The 19,186-nt window shown below is 44.0% G+C and carries 11 protein-coding genes; 7 read left to right on the top strand and 4 right to left on the bottom strand.

Going from position 1 to position 19,186, the window contains the following annotated elements:
* Window positions 1–217: 217 nt before the first annotated feature.
* A complete protein-coding gene (gene pckA, locus ABR397_RS11360; RefSeq protein ID WP_350305855.1) occupies window positions 218–1,837 on the top strand; it encodes a phosphoenolpyruvate carboxykinase (ATP) in 1,620 nt (539 codons plus the stop codon).
* A 58-nt stretch (window positions 1,838–1,895) separates the two neighbouring features.
* On the opposite strand, the gene ABR397_RS11355 is transcribed toward pckA, so the two are convergent.
* The gene (locus tag ABR397_RS11355; protein WP_350305854.1) at window positions 1,896–2,591 is read right to left on the bottom strand and encodes a pirin family protein; all 696 of its coding nucleotides are present in this window, start codon (window positions 2,589–2,591) and stop codon (window positions 1,896–1,898) included.
* A 1,194-nt stretch (window positions 2,592–3,785) separates the two neighbouring features.
* Here ABR397_RS11355 and pulA point away from each other — a divergent pair.
* From pulA to ABR397_RS11330, 5 genes are all read left to right on the top strand, one after another.
* Complete coding sequence (gene pulA, locus ABR397_RS11350; protein WP_350305853.1) at window positions 3,786–7,052, top strand: pullulanase-type alpha-1,6-glucosidase; 3,267 nt, start codon at window positions 3,786–3,788, stop codon at window positions 7,050–7,052.
* Window positions 7,053–7,369: 317 nt separating this feature from the next.
* Entirely contained in the window at window positions 7,370–8,830 is a 1,461-nt protein-coding gene (locus ABR397_RS11345) for a DUF3375 domain-containing protein (protein WP_350305852.1), read from the top strand.
* A gap of 58 nt (window positions 8,831–8,888) precedes the next feature.
* The gene (locus ABR397_RS11340; protein WP_350305851.1) at window positions 8,889–9,797 is read left to right on the top strand and encodes a DUF4194 domain-containing protein; all 909 of its coding nucleotides are present in this window, start codon (window positions 8,889–8,891) and stop codon (window positions 9,795–9,797) included.
* A complete protein-coding gene (locus ABR397_RS11335; RefSeq protein WP_350305850.1) occupies window positions 9,790–13,167 on the top strand; it encodes an ATP-binding protein in 3,378 nt (1,125 codons plus the stop codon). The genes ABR397_RS11340 and ABR397_RS11335 overlap by 8 nt, the downstream gene beginning before the upstream one ends.
* Window positions 13,164–14,360, top strand: a complete 1,197-nt coding sequence (locus tag ABR397_RS11330; RefSeq protein WP_350305849.1) for a DUF3322 domain-containing protein — start codon at window positions 13,164–13,166, stop codon at window positions 14,358–14,360. The genes ABR397_RS11335 and ABR397_RS11330 overlap by 4 nt, the downstream gene beginning before the upstream one ends.
* Window positions 14,361–14,396: 36 nt before the next feature.
* Here the strand turns inward: ABR397_RS11330 and cynR are convergent, their stop codons facing one another.
* Complete coding sequence (gene cynR, locus ABR397_RS11325; protein ID WP_350305848.1) at window positions 14,397–15,299, bottom strand: transcriptional regulator CynR; 903 nt, start codon at window positions 15,297–15,299, stop codon at window positions 14,397–14,399.
* Window positions 15,300–15,590: 291 nt separating this feature from the next.
* Here cynR and cynS point away from each other — a divergent pair, with 291 nt between their 5' ends.
* On the top strand, window positions 15,591–16,061 hold the full coding sequence (gene cynS / locus ABR397_RS11320; RefSeq protein ID WP_350305847.1) for a cyanase: 471 nt from the start codon (window positions 15,591–15,593) through the stop codon (window positions 16,059–16,061).
* An 81-nt stretch (window positions 16,062–16,142) separates the two neighbouring features.
* Here the strand turns inward: cynS and ABR397_RS11315 are convergent, their stop codons facing one another.
* On the bottom strand, window positions 16,143–17,669 hold the full coding sequence (locus ABR397_RS11315; RefSeq protein ID WP_350305846.1) for a flavin-containing monooxygenase: 1,527 nt from the start codon (window positions 17,667–17,669) through the stop codon (window positions 16,143–16,145).
* A gap of 26 nt (window positions 17,670–17,695) precedes the next feature.
* Window positions 17,696–18,571: an alpha/beta fold hydrolase gene (locus ABR397_RS11310; protein WP_350305845.1), complete on the bottom strand. Its 876-nt coding sequence runs from the start codon at window positions 18,569–18,571 to the stop codon at window positions 17,696–17,698.
* Between the last annotated feature and the right edge of the window lie 615 nt (window positions 18,572–19,186).

Below are 19,186 nucleotides of genomic sequence, written 5' to 3'. Positions count from 1 at the left end.
AGCCTACGTTCAGAGTCAGTCAACGCCAGATTGATCTTTAAAGCCCTGCGGGCTTTTCGCCTTATATCCCCGCCCGCACTGGGCGAGGGTTTACGGCGTTTTTCGCTAAAAAAATGATAGGTTTTCAATTTTTTGATAACAATCGCTGTTAATTAATCATAACTATTTATTATTGCTCACAGAAAAAGCGTGACTATCCAGACCCAGGAGCAATAACATGAGTGTTAAAGGCATTACCCCGCAGGAACTCGCGGACTATGGAATCCATGATGTTAGTGAGATTGTTTATAACCCAAGCTATGAGCTGTTATTTTCAGAAGAAACCAAACCTTCACTGGAAGGTTACGAGATTGGCACTTTGACCAACCTGGGGGCTGTGGCTGTCGATACGGGGATCTTCACTGGTCGTTCCCCCAAGGATAAGTATATTGTCCGTGATGATGTTACCCGTGACACCGTATGGTGGGCTGACCAGGGAAAAGGCAAGAATGATAACAAGCCATTGCAACAGGAAACATGGACGCATCTGAAAGGTCTGGTTACTCAACAGCTTTCAGGCAAACGTTTGTTTATTGTCGATGCTTTCTGTGGTGCGAATGCAGATACACGCCTAAAAGTCCGCTTTATTACAGAAGTTGCATGGCAGGCTCATTTCGTTAAGAACATGTTTATCCGCCCCTCAGATGAAGAATTGGCCGGATTCAAACCAGACTTTATTGTAATGAACGGTGCAAAATGCACTAACCCACAATGGCAAGAGCAGGGTTTGAATTCTGAAAACTTTGTCGCGTTCAACCTGACAGAACGTATGCAGCTTATCGGTGGTACCTGGTACGGCGGTGAAATGAAGAAAGGGATGTTCTCAATGATGAACTACCTGTTGCCATTAAAAGGCATTGCTTCAATGCATTGTTCTGCCAACGTTGGTGAGAAGGGCGATGTTGCTGTCTTCTTCGGCTTATCAGGTACAGGTAAAACCACGCTTTCTACTGATCCAAAACGTAAGCTGATTGGCGACGATGAACACGGTTGGGATGATGACGGCGTATTCAACTTTGAAGGTGGCTGTTACGCGAAAACCATTAATCTATCCAAAGAAGCAGAACCTGATATCTACAATGCGATTAAACGTGATGCATTGCTGGAAAACGTGACGGTACTGGCAGATGGTGCGGTTGATTTCAATGATGGTTCAAAAACTGAAAACACCCGTGTTTCTTATCCTATCTACCATATTGAAAACATTGTTAAGTCGGTTTCCAAAGCAGGTCACGCGACCAAGGTAATTTTTCTGACGGCAGATGCGTTTGGCGTGTTGCCTCCGGTATCCCGTCTGACGCCGGAGCAGACTCAATACCATTTCTTGTCTGGCTTCACGGCAAAACTGGCTGGTACAGAACGCGGTGTGACGGAACCAACACCAACATTCTCTGCCTGTTTCGGCGCCGCCTTCCTAAGTCTGCATCCAACTCAATACGCGGAAGTTTTAGTAAAACGCATGCAGGCCGCAGGCGCCAAGGCTTATTTGGTGAATACTGGCTGGAATGGGACGGGTAAACGAATCTCTATTAAGGATACCCGTGGAATCATTGACGCCATCCTGAGTGGTGATATTGAGGAAGCTGACACCATTACATTACCTATCTTCGATCTGGCGGTTCCGACTGCGTTGCCTGGTGTTGATACCGATATTCTTGATCCACGTGATACTTATGCAGATAAATCTCAGTGGGAAGAGAAGGCGAAAGATCTGGCACATCGTTTTGTCGATAACTTTGATAAATACACGGATACCCCAGCAGGAGAAGCGTTAGTAAAAGCGGGTCCTAAACTGTAATTGTGAGTTTCTTCTTGATAAATAAACCTCATCCGTATGGGTGAGGTTTATCGGGGATTTATGCCGCAGGAAGGTCAAACAGCAATATTTCACTATCATCACTGGCGTTAAGTTGAAGATGGGTTTCATCCCTGATCGCCAGACCATCGCTGGTGATTGCTTGCACACCATTAACAGTCACTTCTCCACGTACTACTTGTATCCAGATATAACGGCCATTCTCTATAAGATATTCGGAAGTTTCATGACTTTTCAGTACCCAGCGCCACAAGGTCATGTCTTGGAAGACTTTTAGTGAGTCATCCCGCGCATCGGGAGAGAGCACTAACTGGCGACCTTGCATATCATCAAAACGTCGCTGCTCGTAACGCGGTGCCAAGCCGGTTTTATCTGGAGTAATCCAGATTTGATACAGATGTAATTGGCGATTACTGTTCGGGTTGTATTCTGAATGACGAATACCGGTACCTGCGCTCATAATTTGGAATTCACCGGCGGGTACCTGCTCTTTATTTCCCATACTATCCTGATGTTCAACTGCACCGGAAAGTACATAGGTCAGTATTTCCATATCATTATGTGGATGGGCGCCAAAACCTTGACCTGCTTCGATGAAATCTTCATTAATCACTCTCAGCGCTGAAAAATTCAAAAAATTGGCGTCGTAATAGTTGGCAAATGAGAAGGTATGCCAGCTATCTAGCCAGCCATGATTGGCGTGGCCGCGATCTGATGCTTTGCGTAAATAGATCATATTCAAATCTCCTCAATGGTTTTTACAGTCTAGTTGAGAAGAGATAACATAAAAGTCTAAAAACCTAACCTAATTGTTCAAATATTTTGAAAATATGACAACCGGATTGATCAATAAAAAAAAAGCCAGCACCCGGCTGGCTAAAGTAAACACTGGAAGCAATGTGAGCAATGTCGTGCTTTCATCCTTACCCTGAAGGCGGTTCATCTGAAAGCGATACGAATGATAATAATTATCACTATCGATTGTAAAGTGTTTTTTTTGGTCAAATATGGAATAATTGCGGAATTTTTTTTAATTATTTGATAAATATAAGTATTTTTGTTGGCGATGAGGGATGCCTAAGGGAACGAAAATCATCTCATTTAGTCGATTTGCTAAATGATTGCCTTAAATTATTCAGGAAATTTGACATGGTATTAAGAGCCTTAGTAAAAACCGTCGTAAACGCTTATTCAGCATTCATCTATCGAAATTATTTTATTAATGGCTAAGAAGTGATCAGTTAAAATGAAAAAGCTGGAATTTAATATTATCGTAGTCAACTACTTATTTTGAGGAATTTTTGATGAAATAATTACGTTGTAATGAATTTTAGTGTGACACTAAATTAAAAACGTTATTTAAAATCCAATTCACCCTGAATTTGTTTGCTCTGATAGTTGTTTTATTTATATATTCTTACTACATCTTAACATCATGAAATATATCCTTTCGGTAATCATAAATAGTGAATTAAATTTATATTTCTACTGGCGATTACAATATTCGTTATATTGATGTGAAAAATATAGAATTTAGATTTAATGCCTTCCATAATTGTATCTCTGAATAGAGACAATAATTAACTTATTGTCTCTAATTGTTTGGAAGATTCGACTAATAAATGCTTTTTTGCAGAAATAATAAAGTTCGTGAAAATACATAAAAATGACAATCAATGTGCCAGATATTATTTTTGCACTGTAGTGGATGGCATAATGCAAATAAACTCACATGAACCTTATGTAATAAAAGATTATTACATTATTATTGTGCGCGATATCACGAAAAAGCATCTCCTCCTGATTCATCCTCCCTATCAGTATCAAAATTAGGAGGATGCTGTTTTATCTGAGACGTTATTTAATATTTCCAATTTAATTTATTCGCAATAATATCGTCGATAACTTCTTACAATTAAAAGGTCTGATTATGGTAGCTCACTTCGTTAAACAGGCTTACCGGGTCCTATTAAGCGGTACATTTGTTTTACTGGCTGGCTGTGATAACAATGGTTCTTCATCCAATACCCCGCAAGAGCCGATAGCGCATCTCCCTATCAAAATACCGGGTGAAGCAGCCCATGCTGGTGATTTACAGGCCGTGATCCATCTGGTGGACATTGCTAAATTAAGTCAAAGTCCGATAACAAATCATGACTACAGCACTAACACGCTTTATCTATGGAACGATAAAAACTGTGATTCTTTGGCTTCTCCCTCATTGAGCTGGGATGATTTCAGTGCAATTCCTACGGGCAGCGATAGTTATGGCCCTTATTGGGTTGTGCCGTTAAACAAAAACGAGGGCTGTATTAATTTTATCGTGCGTGATAGCAACAACACTAAATTGATCGACAGTGACCTGAGAATTTCCTTCTCCGATTTCAGTAACCGTACCATTTCTGTGATACCCGGCAGTAATCAAATCTATAGCAGTCGGGCGGAAGCCTTTGAATCTGTGTTCGGTGTTTCCCAGGCTTCGGCCCACTGGGTCGATAATCAAACACTGTTGTGGTCAGGTGGAGCAGATAAGCCTTATGTCCGCTTATATCATAGCCGGAGCAAAGTCGTAGCCAATGATCAAGGAAACTTTACCGATAGTTATCTGGCATTAACACCGACGACCCTGAGCCAGAAAACAGCTGTTCGATTTCCACACTTGAAGAATTTAACAGCGTTCCACCTGCCGGAAAACACGGATATCGAGACATTACTCACCGGTGATTTGGTCGTGTTGGCGACTAATAAAGAAGGTTTGTTATTATCGGCGACTCAAGTACAAACTGCCGGAGTGCTGGATGACCGTTTTGCCGATGCAGCTGACAGGTTGGAATATGGTGCGCTGATCAATGATGCAGGTGTTATTTTCCGTTTGTGGGCGCCTACTGCTCAGAATGTTGGGCTGGTTATCTACGATACAGATAAACAGATAATCGCCAACCATCCAATGAGCCGTGATCCTGCTAGTGGCTCTTGGTCATGGCAAGGTGATAAGGTGCTGGTTGGTGCTTACTACCGTTATGCCCTAACGGTGTTCCATCCACGTTCCCGTAATGTGGAACACTATGAGGTCACTGATCCCTATTCCCACAGCTTATCCACCAATTCGGAATACAGTCAGGTAATCAACTTGGATGATGAGGCACTGAAACCACAAAACTGGGATAGATTGATCATGCCGCGTTCGCAAAATACACCGGCGGACATTGCGCGCATGGCCATATATGAAGCTCATGTCCGTGATCTCTCCGTTGCAGATAGCACGGTGCCAGAAGCCTGGCGTGGTAAATATTTGGCTCTGACCGCTAACAACAGCGATATGTTCAAGCATCTTAAGGCATTGAGTCAGGCCGGAGTCACTCATATGGAGCTGTTGCCGGTATTTGATTTGGCTTCCGTTAATGAATTCAGCGACCAAGTAGCTGATCTTAACCACCCATTCAGTCGCTTATGTCAGGTTAACCCTATGGTGAGAAATAGTCGCTTTGCTGATTACTGTAATAGTTCACAAACCGTAGGTGAAGTGTTACAGGAATTGCTGAGTGGTGACAATGCAGATAACCCACAGGTACAAGAGCTGAATGCGATGATTGCAGAAACCGACTCCTACAACTGGGGCTATGATCCGTTCCATTACTCAGTACCGGAAGGCTCTTATGCCACAGATGCGGAAGGTTCGGTACGTATAAAAGAGTTTCGCGCCATGATTCAGGCTATCAAGCAACAACTGGGAATGAATGTGGTTATGGACGTAGCGTACAATCACACCAATGCTGCGGGCCCAACAGACAGATCTTCCGTGTTGGATAAGATAGTCCCTTGGTACTACCATCGCCTGAATGAAATCAGTGGTAATGTTGAATCCAACACCTGTTGCCACGATACGGCGCCAGAGCACCGCATGTTCGCTAAACTCATTGAAGACTCATTGGTTACCTGGGTTAAGGACTATAAGATCGACGCGTTCCGATTTGACTTAATGGGCTTTCATCCTAAGGCACAGATGTTATCGGCGCTGGCAAAAGTACGTGCAATTAACCCATCGGTCTACTTCTTCGGTGAAGGTTGGAATTCCGGGCAGGACGATCGTTTCGAGATAGCTTCACAGATTAATCTTAAGGGTACTGGAATTGGTACTTTCTCTGATCGATTGCGTGATGCAGTACAGGGTGGTGGACCGTTCGATTCTGCTGACAGCATTCGTATTAACCAGGGAGTGGGTAATGGTGCTGGAACGTTACCTAACGAACAGACTTGGTTAAATGCTAATGAGGTGCGTCATCTAGCGGATCTGGTACGTTTGGGTATGGCGGGCAATCTGGCTGATTTCGTGTTGATCGATAAAGATGGGGTGGTGAAAACCGGTAGAGAAATTGACTATAAAGGGACTATAGCCGGTTATGCTGCTGATCCGATTGAGGTGATCAATTATGTATCCAAACACGATAACCAAACGTTATGGGACATCATCAGCTACAAAGCTGCGCGTGAGGCGGATCTGGCAACTAGGGTTCGTATGCAGGCAATATCCCTCGCTGCTACATTCCTTGGACAGGGATTGGCTTTCGCCCAACATGGATCGGAACTACTGCGTTCTAAGTCTTTTACCCGTGATTCCTATAATGCCGGCGATTGGTTTAACCGTGTCAGCTACACTTATCAAGACAACAACTATGATGTTGGAATGCCGGGTCTGCGTGATGATGGTGGAAATTATGCATTGATTGAACGAGTGAAAAACGTAGCGGATAAACCAGGCCAAACTGAGTTATTGCAGATGACAGCTTTTTATCAGGAACTATTGCGCCTGCGTCAATTCTCACCTTTAATGACGCTCGGTGATGGTGCATCGGTTAAGCAACGTGTCGATTTTCGTAATGTCGGACCGAATCAGCAACTCGGATTACTGGTGATGACGATAGATGATGGTAATACCACCGATGATGACCGTGATTTGCGGTTTGACGGTTTGGTGGTGATGATCAATGCTGCACCATGGTTTGCTACGGTGAGAGACCTTAATGTCAAGGGATTGAAGTTGAACGATATTCAAAGCGAGCTGGGTAATACCTCGTTGGCGGCCGGTATCAGAATAGCGAAAGATGGCGCAGTTACGTTGCCAGCTTGGTCGGTAGCTGTGCTGGTTTTACCACAAGATAGCGTTCGCGGTACTGGTTTGCCCGTTCGCAGGAAGTAACGCGCAGGAATTTTCCACTGTTTGCATCGGGGCGGTCTGTCCAGACCGCCCATCTTTAAACTTCGAAGGGTACTCCCGCCGCTTCCCTTGTTAATGATAATGGAGACATTGTTTATCATCTTATATTCTCTCTCTGATCATAGCGCCTAATAATTACAAGAGTTAATAACAGGCGTTGACATAATAAAAAACATGATGATATGGTTTTTATTTGATTGTGAATTATACAAAATTCTTGGTGGTGGCTTTTTGGAAAGGGTGGTAGGCCAGTACTCATTTAATCGCTTTTTACTCATAATCACACAGCGGGAGGCAAGTTGAATTTCCAAGGGTTACAGGCAAAGTACCGCCGTCTATTTCAGGAAAGTGCTGCCTGGAAATTGTTAAGAGCTGATAATTCCCCTTTAATTTTGGCATTTCTGGGGGAGTTGTTTTCGGAGGATAGTGAAGTCCCTTTTAGTCGTGCCCGCGTGTCACTCGACGCAGAGCTGGTACGCTGTCGTGAACTTGGTCTTTGGGAAACGGAAACGGGTGCCGGCACTTATCTCAATAAATGGATTCGGGAAGGCTGGTTGCGTGAGATGGATGACACATTAACAAAAACAGATGCCAGTGAAATTGCGCTCCGTTTTAGCCAAGGTCTTGATGAACGAAGTTCAGGAACCACTGCGTCTCATCTTCGAATTGTTCAGGAAGCGGTCAGGGACTTTGCGGTGGCGATTAGCCCAAATGTCGATGAGCGTGTCACGCTTTTGGAAGATAGAAAATCCGAAATTCAGAGAGAGATTGATGCCCTGAGGGCCGGTGTTGTAACCGAGCTGACCGAGGTTGAGCAGCGGGAGAGAATTCGTGAGATCTACCAGTTGGCTTCTGTTTTAACGGGTGATTTCCGCCGGGTTGAAGATGAAATTCGTCGGTTGGATCAGGAAATTCGTATTCAAATTATTGAGGGAGACTCCACCAGAGGAGATGTTCTTCTCTCTGTTTTGGAAAAAGAAGCGTTGCTGGCTAAAACGGATGCCGGTAGTGCGTTTGAAAGCTTTTTTGATTTGTTATGTGATCAAAATAGAACTATGGAGCTGCGGGATCAGCTTCGAAGCATTTTAAATCGTCCGGTCGCAGAACACTTAACTACCCAGCAACGGCAATTCTTAAATCAGCTCATGCGAGAATTGAGCCGCGAGAGTGACAGAGTTTTTCAAATCAGGCGAAGAACGGAAGAGAGCTTGCGTGCTTACATAGAGAGTGGCACAGCTCAAGAAAATCGTGCTGTTGATAGATTGCTTGGTCAATTGGAACGACTTGCTGTTGAATTGAAGAATGCTGATTGCGACTTGCAAACAACAACAGCTCTTTCATTGCCCGTTGGGGCGGCAAGTATTAGTTCTCCCGAAAGCATGCTCCTTAAATCACCCGATGAAAAGCTGGATACCTCAGGTGTTGAAGAACAGTTTAACTCTCGAGAACCGAGTATACAGATGCTGGATTGTCTTGATGCTGTTCAAATCCGATTGATCGCTGAGAGGGCGTTAGAAACGTTAAAAGAGTTTGGTCCAATGACGATTGCATCTATTGCGCATTATCACCCGCTTAATTCAGGGTTGGAGGAGTTAGTTGCCTATTTGCGGGTTGCGAAATCTGTCGGGGCTGCATCATTGGAAGAGAAGGAATCAATTGAAATTAATGATAAACAGGGAATTCGCTTGCGGGCGTCTATCCCCACTTTTCTTCTGAGTGCAGACCTGTTTCCAGACAGTTTGGATGAATTGGTGCTGTAATGGTGAATAGCGTAGTGGTGAATAAAAAGTGGCTGTAGATTTCATAGTGAGGGTTGGAATGCATAAAGACAAAAAGTTGAATAAAGATAATGGCGCCCCCGCAACCCTTGGGAAGTCTGATTCAGATCCTCAGAAAGAGCAGCAAACAGGGTTCTTCGATCAGTTGATAAAACATCATACTCAATCAGAGTATAACCCGCTTACAGGCACATCTGTTGTTGAATCTGATGTCGCTGCCAATAAAAGTTCATCCGTTGAAGTTGATGATGTGTTAGTCAGTGATCACCCTGAAAGTTCAAACAGTGGCATGCCGCCTGATGCACGCCGGGTATTGGTTAGCTTGCTGCGTCAGGGCGTTATATTGTCTTCACAGAAAGCCAAGTTGTTTGAATTACTCTGTCGATACCAATGTGCTGTACGCAAACATCTGTCAGAAGTCTATTTGAAGTTGGTCTTAGATGAGAAAGCGGGTGTCGCTTTTATAGCCGGTTTTCAAAATGAGGAAGATACCGCATCATTGGGTATAGATGATGAAGAGGTTGTCTCTCTGATTAGCCGAAGGACGCTCTCTTTATACGATACGTTGTTGCTGTTAGTGCTGCGCAAACACTACCAGGACCGGGAAACGTCGGGCGAGCAAAGGATTATCATTGATATAGAGCGTATAGAATCCCATCTGACACCGTTTTTACCGCTGACAAACAGTACTAAATCTGACCGGAGAAAACTCAAGGGCGCTCTTGAGAAAATGGTGACGAAAAAAATATTGAGTTCGGTGCGGGGAAGTGAGGATCGCTTCGAGATTACACCGGTGATCCGCTACGTAGTCAGCGCTGAATTCCTTGAAAGTATGTTGAATGAATACCTGAAAATGGCGGGCGAAAAGGGTATTGAGCTAAATAAAAACGGCGGCAACGCTGTTGATTATCAAGATGGAGAGGAGGAAACAGGAGATGAAAATGACTGATCAAACTCTTTCGGCTAATTCATTATTTCATGTTGGTCAAATCAGATTAGCCGAACTCTCAGTTTATAACTGGGGTTCATTTAACGGCTTGCATACCGCGTTGATCGATCCGATGGGAACCTTGGTCACTGGGGATAACGGCGCGGGAAAATCAACGTTTATTGATGGTCTTATGGCTTTGCTCCTTCCTGCCGGAAAGGCAACCTTTAATGTGGCTGCGGCGCAGGGAGATCGTTCTGACCGGACTTTACTTTCTTATATGCGGGGAAGTTTTGGATCTGCCCATGATGGCGCGGGTACGAGAGTCAGAAGTAAGCGTGAATCTGGCGTGGTGACTGGGCTGAGAGCGTTATATCAGGGTGATGATGGTTCAAAAATCACACTTGCGGCACTTTTCTGGATCACTAAATCGACGAATGTGCTGGCGGACGTGACACGAGTTTATGTTGTCGCTAAAAGAGACCTGACTCTTAAGGAAATGCTTGATGCTTTTGGGGATGGTAATGCCCGATCATTCAAGCAATGGCTTCGTGATGACCCGGCGATTACGTGCTGTGATGATAATTTTTCCGATTATCAGGAGTTGTACCGAAAGCTTCTGTATATGGACAATAAGAATGCGCCTGCACTGTTGTCGCGGGCGTTGGGCTTGAAAAAAATTGATGATTTAACCGGGTTGATTCGTGAATTGGTACTTGAACCGAGTACAGTCAAAGATGATGCCAAAAAGGTAGTGGAAGAGTTTGCTGATCTGGTGGCGATTCATAGTCAATTAGTGGATGCAAGAGCACAACAGGTGCACTTATCCAGGTTACCTGAACTCAGCGCAATTATCGAAAAAACGGCGAAAGAATTTGAGGCGCTGACGGTCGAAAGAAATAGCCTTCCGGTCTATTTTGGGGAAATCTTCGCACAATTGTGGAGTGAGAAAATTGCCGATATTGAGGCTGAACTTGAAGCACTATCCCTTAAAATTAAGCAAGCGGAAGGGCAGAAAATCGATGCGGATAAGCTGGTTGAACGAAGGCATGAGGAATATCTTCAGTTTGGCGGGGATAAAATAGAGTCGCTTCGAAAAGAGATGGGTCATACCCAAGATCAATTGAATCGGGTGGTCAGAAATTCATCACAATATCAAACTCATGCCAACGAGCTGGCTCTTCCTTCTGTATTAGAGGAGGCTGTATTTCTCAAAAATCAATCCGAAGCATCAGCCAGACTTGCCAGTATTCAGCGAGACGAAGAAGAGTATCAGGACAGGTTTGCCACCATCAGTGCCAAATTCAGTGAGTTGCAAGCAAATATCCATGATATCTCTCAGGAAATTCGGGAAATCGAGGCAAGGCCGGATTCTAATATTGATGTGAAATATCAGCAATTGCGGGATGAGCTGGTTAATTCCTTAGAATTAAGTAAAGACCAATGTGTATTTATCGGTGAGCTTATCGACGTCGAAGATCATGAAAAGATATGGCAAGGCGCGATAGAGAGGGCGTTGGGCGGGTTACGAACAACACTGGCTGTGCCACATCATTGTTATTCGATGGTGACTCGCTGGTTAAATGCCCGGCATACGGGTTTACATGTACGCGTTCAAGTTGTGAATAATGCTGCGACTAACCAGGGTCAATCGGCGGAGTTTAAGCCTGATGGTTATTTAAGGAAATTGGTATGGCGCACTCACCCTTATCGGGAGTGGCTCAAGCATCATTTGCAGAGATTTGACCTGCAATGTGTTTCGAATACGGAAGAATTGGATCAAACCCCGTTTTCGATGACACAACAGGGATTAATGCATATGGATAAGGGGCGCTTTGAGAAAAAAGATCAACACCGGATAGATGATAGAAGACGCTGGTGTCTGGGCTTTTCAAACAAATCACGTTTAGCCATTCTTAATAATGATAAAAAAGATTTAAGCTTAAAACTGGAAGAAATCGGGAAAAAGGTGAACCAGGCCCGTCAGGATTTGAATTCTGTTTCTGATCGTAAAATACTTTGGGAGAAGATTCAAAGTTACCGCTGGGATGATATTAATGCTCCTTACTGGCACGAAAAGCTTTCTGATTTGCAGGCTGACCTTAAGGTGTTAGAACAGTCAGGCGGTGATCTTGATAAAGCCAGAGAACGTTGGGAATCGGCTAAAGAGCAATTGGCTCAAATTCAATCGGCATTAAATCAACTCAACTCTGATTCTGGTGGCGTTAAAAATACGCTGAGAAATGCACAAGAAGAGTGGAACAAAGCGCAGGCAAAAGCGGAGAAGGGATTACCTGATTCAGCCAGGCAGTTACTTGCGATTCGGGTAGGCGTGCTTAATACAAGCGATTTAAGCCGGATGGCTGAATTGGTGTCAAAAGTTGAAGAAGATTTGGATCGTCTATTAGATTCTAGCCGGAACAATAAAGACAGAGCGGAAAGATCAGCCATCAGCATTATGGTTTCGTTCAGGTCTAATGATAAATGGCAAGTTTTCACGGTTGACTGGCAAAGTGATATTGGCAGCTTACCTGATTATCTTAATCATTTACGACAACTGGAAGAGGAAGGGCTTCCCAACCTTGTGGAGCAGTTTATTGAACGTTTGAATAAGCATGCAACGCAGTCGCTGGCACGGATTAAAACTAAGCTTGAATCTGAACGGGAAGATATCCTCGAGCGGATTGACATCATTAACCGGGTCCTCAAGCGTACAGAGTTTCGATCGGAGACACATTTAAAGCTGGGTTCAAAGAGGGAGAAATTCCCACATGTTAATGAATTTGAACAGCATCTGCGTAAGGTGCTTAGTCAGGTAACCAGTGATGACCATGAAGCGCGGTTCCGTCAGTTGGCTAAGGTAGTTGAGATCCTTGGGAAAGCCAGTGCGCCAGGCTCCTCAAATACATTAGAAAGTTTAAGGCTGCTTGATCCCCGTTATCAGATGTCATTTTATGCTGAAGAATTGGATATTAATACGGGTGAGATCCGTGATGTATTGGAGTCATCCAGTGGAAAGTCTGGAGGAGAGAAGGAGTCATTCGCGGCGACTATTGTCGCGGCAAGTTTGGCCTACGTTTTAACGCCGATTGGCTATGATCGGCCTGTTTACTGTACTGTTTTTCTGGATGAAGCATTCTCTAATACGGCCGAAACAGTAAGTCGGCGTGTGCTTAGGGTGTTTAGGGAACTGCATATTCACGTTAATTTGATTACACCTTATAAGAACCTGAATTTGGCGAGAGAATCGGCCCGTTCGTTGCTCATTGCCGAAAGAGACCAGGAAAACCACGACAGCCATTTATGTGAAGTCACCTGGGAAGAAATTGACCGGAGAATGGGGGAAGAGAAAGAGAAAAAGTTACGTATCGAACTTGAGAAACTGATATGAAAAGAGAGATGAATGGGGTGCGCTGGGGGTTACTACCGGCGCAGGTTAAGAAGCTCATTAAGCAACGTGAGTGGGATAATCTTTCCTCACTAAAGGCGCGATTACTGGGCAGCAAAGCATTCCCTGTCCGCGTTGGTTTAAAACCCCCCAGAGGCAGTTCTGCCATATCAGATATGGTTCATTTTCAGCGATTTGTTGAAGAGTGGAAATCATTTCCCTATCAAGACCATGTGGAGTGGTCTTCCAAAAATTTCCGGGAGTTGTCTGAGCAGAGAATCCCGACTTTTGTTGTCATTGAATCGATGCAATATTTGATTCAATTTTTAGGGAATGATGCCCTTTCCCGCAGTAAGGTATGGGAAAGGAATATGAAGCCATTCTTACGGATTGATAAAGATCTCTATCCTGCATTGGTTAAATGTATAGATATTGTGGAAAAACTCTCTCTGAGAGATGCGGAATTATTGGCAAAGCTGCTCCCACAATTAAAGCAAGGCTTGGGGGAAGGACAATATTTAAGAGCATTACCTCTCATTGGTATTGATACTAAGTTTCTTGAGAACCACCAAATCCTGATCGAAGAGCTGACCGATGTGATTCACAAAGGTGCCGTTTCAGCATTTGGAGGCCTTACTGCTTGGTTGGGTTGTTTAACAAATCCCAAGGGCTGGTTAACCATCAGACCGCTTTGCCATACTGCGACGGTTGGGCTTGGTGGAATTCCGATACTTCAAATACCGGGTGAATTACTTAAACAGCACGAACTTCCAGCATCGAATATATTAGTCGTCGAAAACTTACAGTCTGGTTTGGCGTTACCTGACATGCCTGACACAGTAGCGGTGATAGGAGGAGGGAAAAACGTTGCCTGGATGGATGCGGCATGGTTGAAAGACAAACGTGTAGGGTATTGGGGAGATATTGATACCTGGGGCTTGTCTATTCTCAGTGACGCCAGAGATAAGTTTGTGGATATTAAATCCCTGATGATGGATGTTGAAACCGTTAAAGTTCATGAAGATAGAATGGTTCCTGAACCAAATCCAGTTGAATCCAATCCTTCATCGCTAAATGAAGATGAAGCAAAGTTGTTTAATGATCTCATCTCTGGCCGGTTCCACTCTTCACGTTTAGAGCAGGAGCGTCTTTCATCTGATTACATTAGAAACAAACTTGTAGATTGGTTGTTCTAATTCGGAAGCTGCCAAGCGCATGGTGTTTTCTGTTTATCAGAAATTATTACTTTCCTGGTGTGCGTCGAAACGGTGCGTGATCAGATTGGCAAATGCCTGACTTGCAGCGCTTCGATACGCCCCGTTGCGCCATAACAGCACAGCGTTGCGCTGCGGCAACGGAGGTTGAATGGCAATGGAATAGAGCCCTGCCTGCTCGTGGGCTATGACATCAGGTAACAAAGTTGCGAGCCGTCCCCGGCGGACAATTTCTACGATTGCGCTGATTGAGTTAGCCTCAATTACAATGCGCGGCGTGATCCCCTGCTTCTGGAAGTACAAATCGATATGGCTTCGCGTTGCAAAATCTTTGTTTAATAACGCTAATCCTTCATGTTCCAGCATTTTCGCTGTTAATGATGTTTGTTGACTGATGAATTGATGCGATTGACTAACGATCAGACTGAGTGTTTCGATGAACAATGGCTCGCTATCAATGTCGGGGGATCGTACCTCGGAGAACGCGATGCCGAGATCGAGCTGGTTCTCCGTTAAAGCCGCTTCTATCTGATCTTGCGTCATTTCCTTGATATTCAACTCAATTCCCGGATAGTGTGCGTTGAAACGCTCTACCCAATGGCCGATGAAGTAAGTCGTGAAGGTGGGTGTCATGGCGAGCCTGAGCAATCCACGGCTTAAATCCTGTACATCGTGAATCGCACGCTGCCCAGCATCCAGATCTTGCAATGCACGGCGGGCATAACTTGTGTATACCTCGCCAGCGTCGGTGAGCCGTACACTCCTTCCTGATCGGTCGAATAACTGCACATGCAGTGACTCCTCAAGTTGCCTGATTTGTTGCGATAGGGTTGGCTGCGAGACGTGAAGTTCCTCTGCGGCGCGAGTGAAGTTCTGATGTTCGGCAACTGCCAGCAGATAACGAATGTGTCGTAGCAGCATGTTAATTAACTATTTGAAAGTAATATGGAAATAATGACAGGCCGATCGTTGAAACTATAGAAAAATTTGCTCATTTTTCACCTGTCAGCTGTCTTATCGGCCACGATGGAGTGAAGACTATAAGGGCTTCCCGAGCGTGTCAACTATTGGTAAATACTATAGAGATGATAGTAATCCGATCTTTGACGCTATAGATAAATTCGTTCATTCTTCATCCATCAGTATGTTTCTGCAACGCAATTCATGTTTCACCACGGCATTTAATAGCCGATTAATCCAAAGGAAATCATTATGACACAATCTCAATATTCCCAAACTCCCCGCCAGATCCTTACCGATGCTATTATCGACGCCAAAACACGCAAGAATTTGACTTTTGAGGATATCGCACAAGGAACGGGCCTGAGTCTCGCATTCGTTACCGCTGCGTTGCTAGGTCAGCATCCATTGCCTGCCGACACTGCGAGGATAGTAGTTGACCGGCTTGAACTTGATGAGAATGCTTTCATTCTGCTGCAAACTATCCCTGTGCGCGGTAGTATCCCAGGAGGTGTACCGACTGATCCGACTATTTACCGATTCTACGAAATGGTGCAAGTTTATGGCTCAACGCTTAAGGCGCTGGTCCATGAGCAGTTTGGTGATGGCATTATCAGCGCGATTGATTTCAAACTTGATATCAAAAAGGTTGATGATCCTAATGGCGGTTCCCGTGCTGTGATTACCCTCGACGGGAAGTATTTGCCGACCAAACCATTCTAAAGCGATTGTTGGTATCGGCAAGGGAGATAAGCTCTCTCCCTTGCCGTCTCACAGAATGAATATCCAATTGCGGCTTAAAACTTATGGATTAGTAATTTCGGTTGTCGTATGAGATAGATAAGGAGCAGGATCAAATTTGCTATTGTGCTGTCTGAAGGTGTGAGCAAAATCAGGCCATATCAGTGTTAAACGCTTATTTCGGGAATCACGGTACCAGCTTGTACAATTATCTCCAACCCATACTGTGCCATTAATCTGCTCTTGTAATTCGGTTACATAACGATGTTGAGCTTCGGGAGAAACCTCAAGTACGCAGTTGTTATTTTTCTTGCTGTATTCAATAGCACCGAGAATATACTCTATTTGAGACTCAATCATATAAATCATTGAGTTATGAGTAAGCGTCGCATTCGGTCCGTTGATAATAAATAGGTTTGGAAAACCTGTAACAGTGGTTGATGCGAAAGCTTCCATACCCTGGGCCCAGTGATCAGCAAGGCTGAGGCCATCACGGCCATGAACCAGGCGGGAATAAAGTGGCTGGGTGGTTTGAAAACCAGTACAGAAGATCAACACATCAAGTGGATAACTGTTGCCGGCCGCTGAAACTGCATTTTGCCCATCTATATGCTGTAAGGCTGAGGTTTCGAGTTTGACGTTATCGCGTAGAAAAGTAGGATAATAATTGCTTGCAATCACAAACCTTTTACAACCTGCTTCATAGCTGGGGGTAAGTTTTGCACGTAATTCTGGATCGGAGATTTGCCGTTTAAGATGATCTGAGGCTATACGTTTGAATTCTGCAAGATATTGCGGAATAGAACGACGGGCTGGGTACATAGATTCAAAGTGCCAGAATATATCTGCACGAAGAGCGGGAATAGACTCTGGATCGCGTCGGAAACGCTGTTTTTCACTATCGGAATAACTTCGGTCAGGACGTGGAATTATATAGGATGGGTTTCGCTGGAAAACAACAAGTTCAGAGACACTTTGCGCCACTTCAGGCACTATCTGAGTTGCGGAAGCGCCTGATCCGATGATACCTACTCGCTTACCTTGAAGAGAGACATCATGTTTCCAGCCGGCTGAATGAAAAACTTCCCCCGTAAAGCTGTTCAAATCTTCGATTTGTGGAAGATTTGCATCTGTTAAATGCCCGGTACCTGTTACCAAGAACCGCCCACTGAAAACCCCTGCGGTGGTGATAATTATCCAGCGCTCTTTTTGGTTATCCCAATAGGCTTTTTCAACGTTGGCGCCAAAGCGGATATGAGGCAATAGCCCTTCATCCCTGGCTGTATCCTGAAGATAAGTGAATATTTCATTCCCTGGTGAAAAAATATGAGACCAGTCAGGATTGGGGCGAAATGAGTAAGAATAAAGGTGTGAGGGGATATCACAGGCTACACCGGGATAAGTATTATCGCGCCAGGCGCCTCCTACATCATCGGCACGTTCGAGAATGAGGAAATTGTGCTGAGATCTGCGCTTAAGCTGGGCTCCCATACCAAGGCCGGCAAAACCTGCGCCGATGATAATAATCTCTGCATCTGTGACCTGCGATATATCTGCTTGTGGATTATGTTCTGGTGTACTTTTATTCATAATGGCTCTCCAGAGCGTAAAAGGGATTATATCTGGTCAGCGGGAATAATGGTCCCGGCAGGGTAAAGTGAAGGTGCTGCGCAGAACTGGTCAATAACCAACATTAACTGGGCAGGGCGTTCATAAATGACAGCGTGCCCGGCTTCTATCTCTATATAGCGTGCGTCCGGAATTGCGCCGAAAAGTGCTTTGCTATGGTAGGTGGGGGTTATGTTATCGTGTGTACAGCCAATAATCAGCGTTGTGGCTTTTATCGTAGGAGCAATGTGAGTGATATCAACGCGGGCATCAAGATCTAGTTGCAATATATCGAATTCTCCCGGATTGATGTTTTCAAATCCGGTTGGAGGTGGGTCTGGAACCATATTCACATGACCTGGGACACCACCAGCACAATACATGACGAATTCTGTAAGAACCGGTGAGTTGGTCTCACATAAATGACGCCAGACAGCAAAAAATCTTTCCATCTGTAAATCTGTTTTCAGCCATCCTGCTAGCAGAACCAAATTACGAACTAGATCCGGACGTTTAGCGGCGACAGAAGCAGCAACGACGGAGCCTATAGAATAACCTATCAGGGTGACAGATTCCCCTGGAGCCGCTGTTTCAATAACGGCTTCGACCTGTTTTCCAAGGTGTTCAAGAGTCAGGGTTTCGCCTGCTTTCACTGGTTGAGAAAAATCCAGTGATATAACAGTGTGTTTTGTGGCTAGGAGTGGAAATAGATGACAGAAATGCAGCGTTGTATTTCCGCTTGTACCATGCACCAACACCACCGTATTACTCTTGGCATTATCCTTAGTCAGGCCTGGAGGTTTAGCTGTGAAGAACCTGACATCCTTTCCATCTACCTTTACAGTACTTTCATTAACATTAAATTCTTGATCGGATTTATTCATGGTAGTTATATATCTCCCTATAGATATGGGCAATGGCTAAATATTGAGCTTTATTAGTTATCGTGGTTGTCATTATTCTGTCTTGGTAACAATTAGTTCATTGAATAATTATTTTGTTACTTCTTAAATAAAGTCATAACTAAGTATCAGGCTATTGTCAAATCTATAAGGTTGAAATTGTGCCTATACTTGAATACTTTTATTATAAAATTAAATTGCTCTGAATTATTTATTATATTTTAGTGATAAATAATCAAATCGCAAGTTATTAACCAGGGTGAAATAATTATGATGCTAAGTATATTAGGGAATTAAGAGCGCAGAAATGAAATCAGTTGTTTCTTATAGCAATAAATGGCATCGCATCTTTTATCATTTAAAAGCCAATTCTTTGAGTGGGACAGCCAAGTTGGCAACACTGAATAGGTGTGGCGTTGTTTGCCAACTCAAGTTCAGTGTTTATTCCTGGATAATAACGCAAGGGTTCTGTCAGGCTGGTGGGAGAAAGCATCAAAATATTAATTCTATATATTGGACTATTTTCTTAATTTCTTCTTTTACATTGACAGGTTTTCATCCTCATACCATAGTAATTACATCATATATAGTTTGTTT

The organism is Photorhabdus viridis, from assembly GCF_040256935.1.
Taxonomy (GTDB): Bacteria; Pseudomonadota; Gammaproteobacteria; order Enterobacterales; family Enterobacteriaceae; genus Photorhabdus; species Photorhabdus viridis.
This window is presented reverse-complemented; position numbering and strand designations above follow the sequence as displayed.

Excerpts from the sequence above, each read along its gene's own strand:
- pckA (WP_350305855.1), top strand. The coding sequence starts at position 218 with ATGAGTGTTAAAGGCATTACCCCGCAGGAACTCGCGGACTATGGAATC.
- ABR397_RS11355 (WP_350305854.1), bottom strand. The coding sequence starts at position 2,591 with ATGATCTATTTACGCAAAGCATCAGATCGCGGCCACGCCAATCATGGC.
- pulA (WP_350305853.1), top strand. The coding sequence starts at position 3,786 with ATGGTAGCTCACTTCGTTAAACAGGCTTACCGGGTCCTATTAAGCGGT.
- ABR397_RS11340 (WP_350305851.1), top strand. The coding sequence starts at position 8,889 with ATGCATAAAGACAAAAAGTTGAATAAAGATAATGGCGCCCCCGCAACC.
- ABR397_RS11335 (WP_350305850.1), top strand. The coding sequence starts at position 9,790 with ATGACTGATCAAACTCTTTCGGCTAATTCATTATTTCATGTTGGTCAA.
- ABR397_RS11330 (WP_350305849.1), top strand. The coding sequence starts at position 13,164 with ATGAAAAGAGAGATGAATGGGGTGCGCTGGGGGTTACTACCGGCGCAG.
- cynR (WP_350305848.1), bottom strand. The coding sequence starts at position 15,299 with ATGCTGCTACGACACATTCGTTATCTGCTGGCAGTTGCCGAACATCAG.
- cynS (WP_350305847.1), top strand. The coding sequence starts at position 15,591 with ATGACACAATCTCAATATTCCCAAACTCCCCGCCAGATCCTTACCGAT.
- ABR397_RS11315 (WP_350305846.1), bottom strand. The coding sequence starts at position 17,669 with ATGAATAAAAGTACACCAGAACATAATCCACAAGCAGATATATCGCAG.
- ABR397_RS11310 (WP_350305845.1), bottom strand. The coding sequence starts at position 18,571 with ATGAATAAATCCGATCAAGAATTTAATGTTAATGAAAGTACTGTAAAG.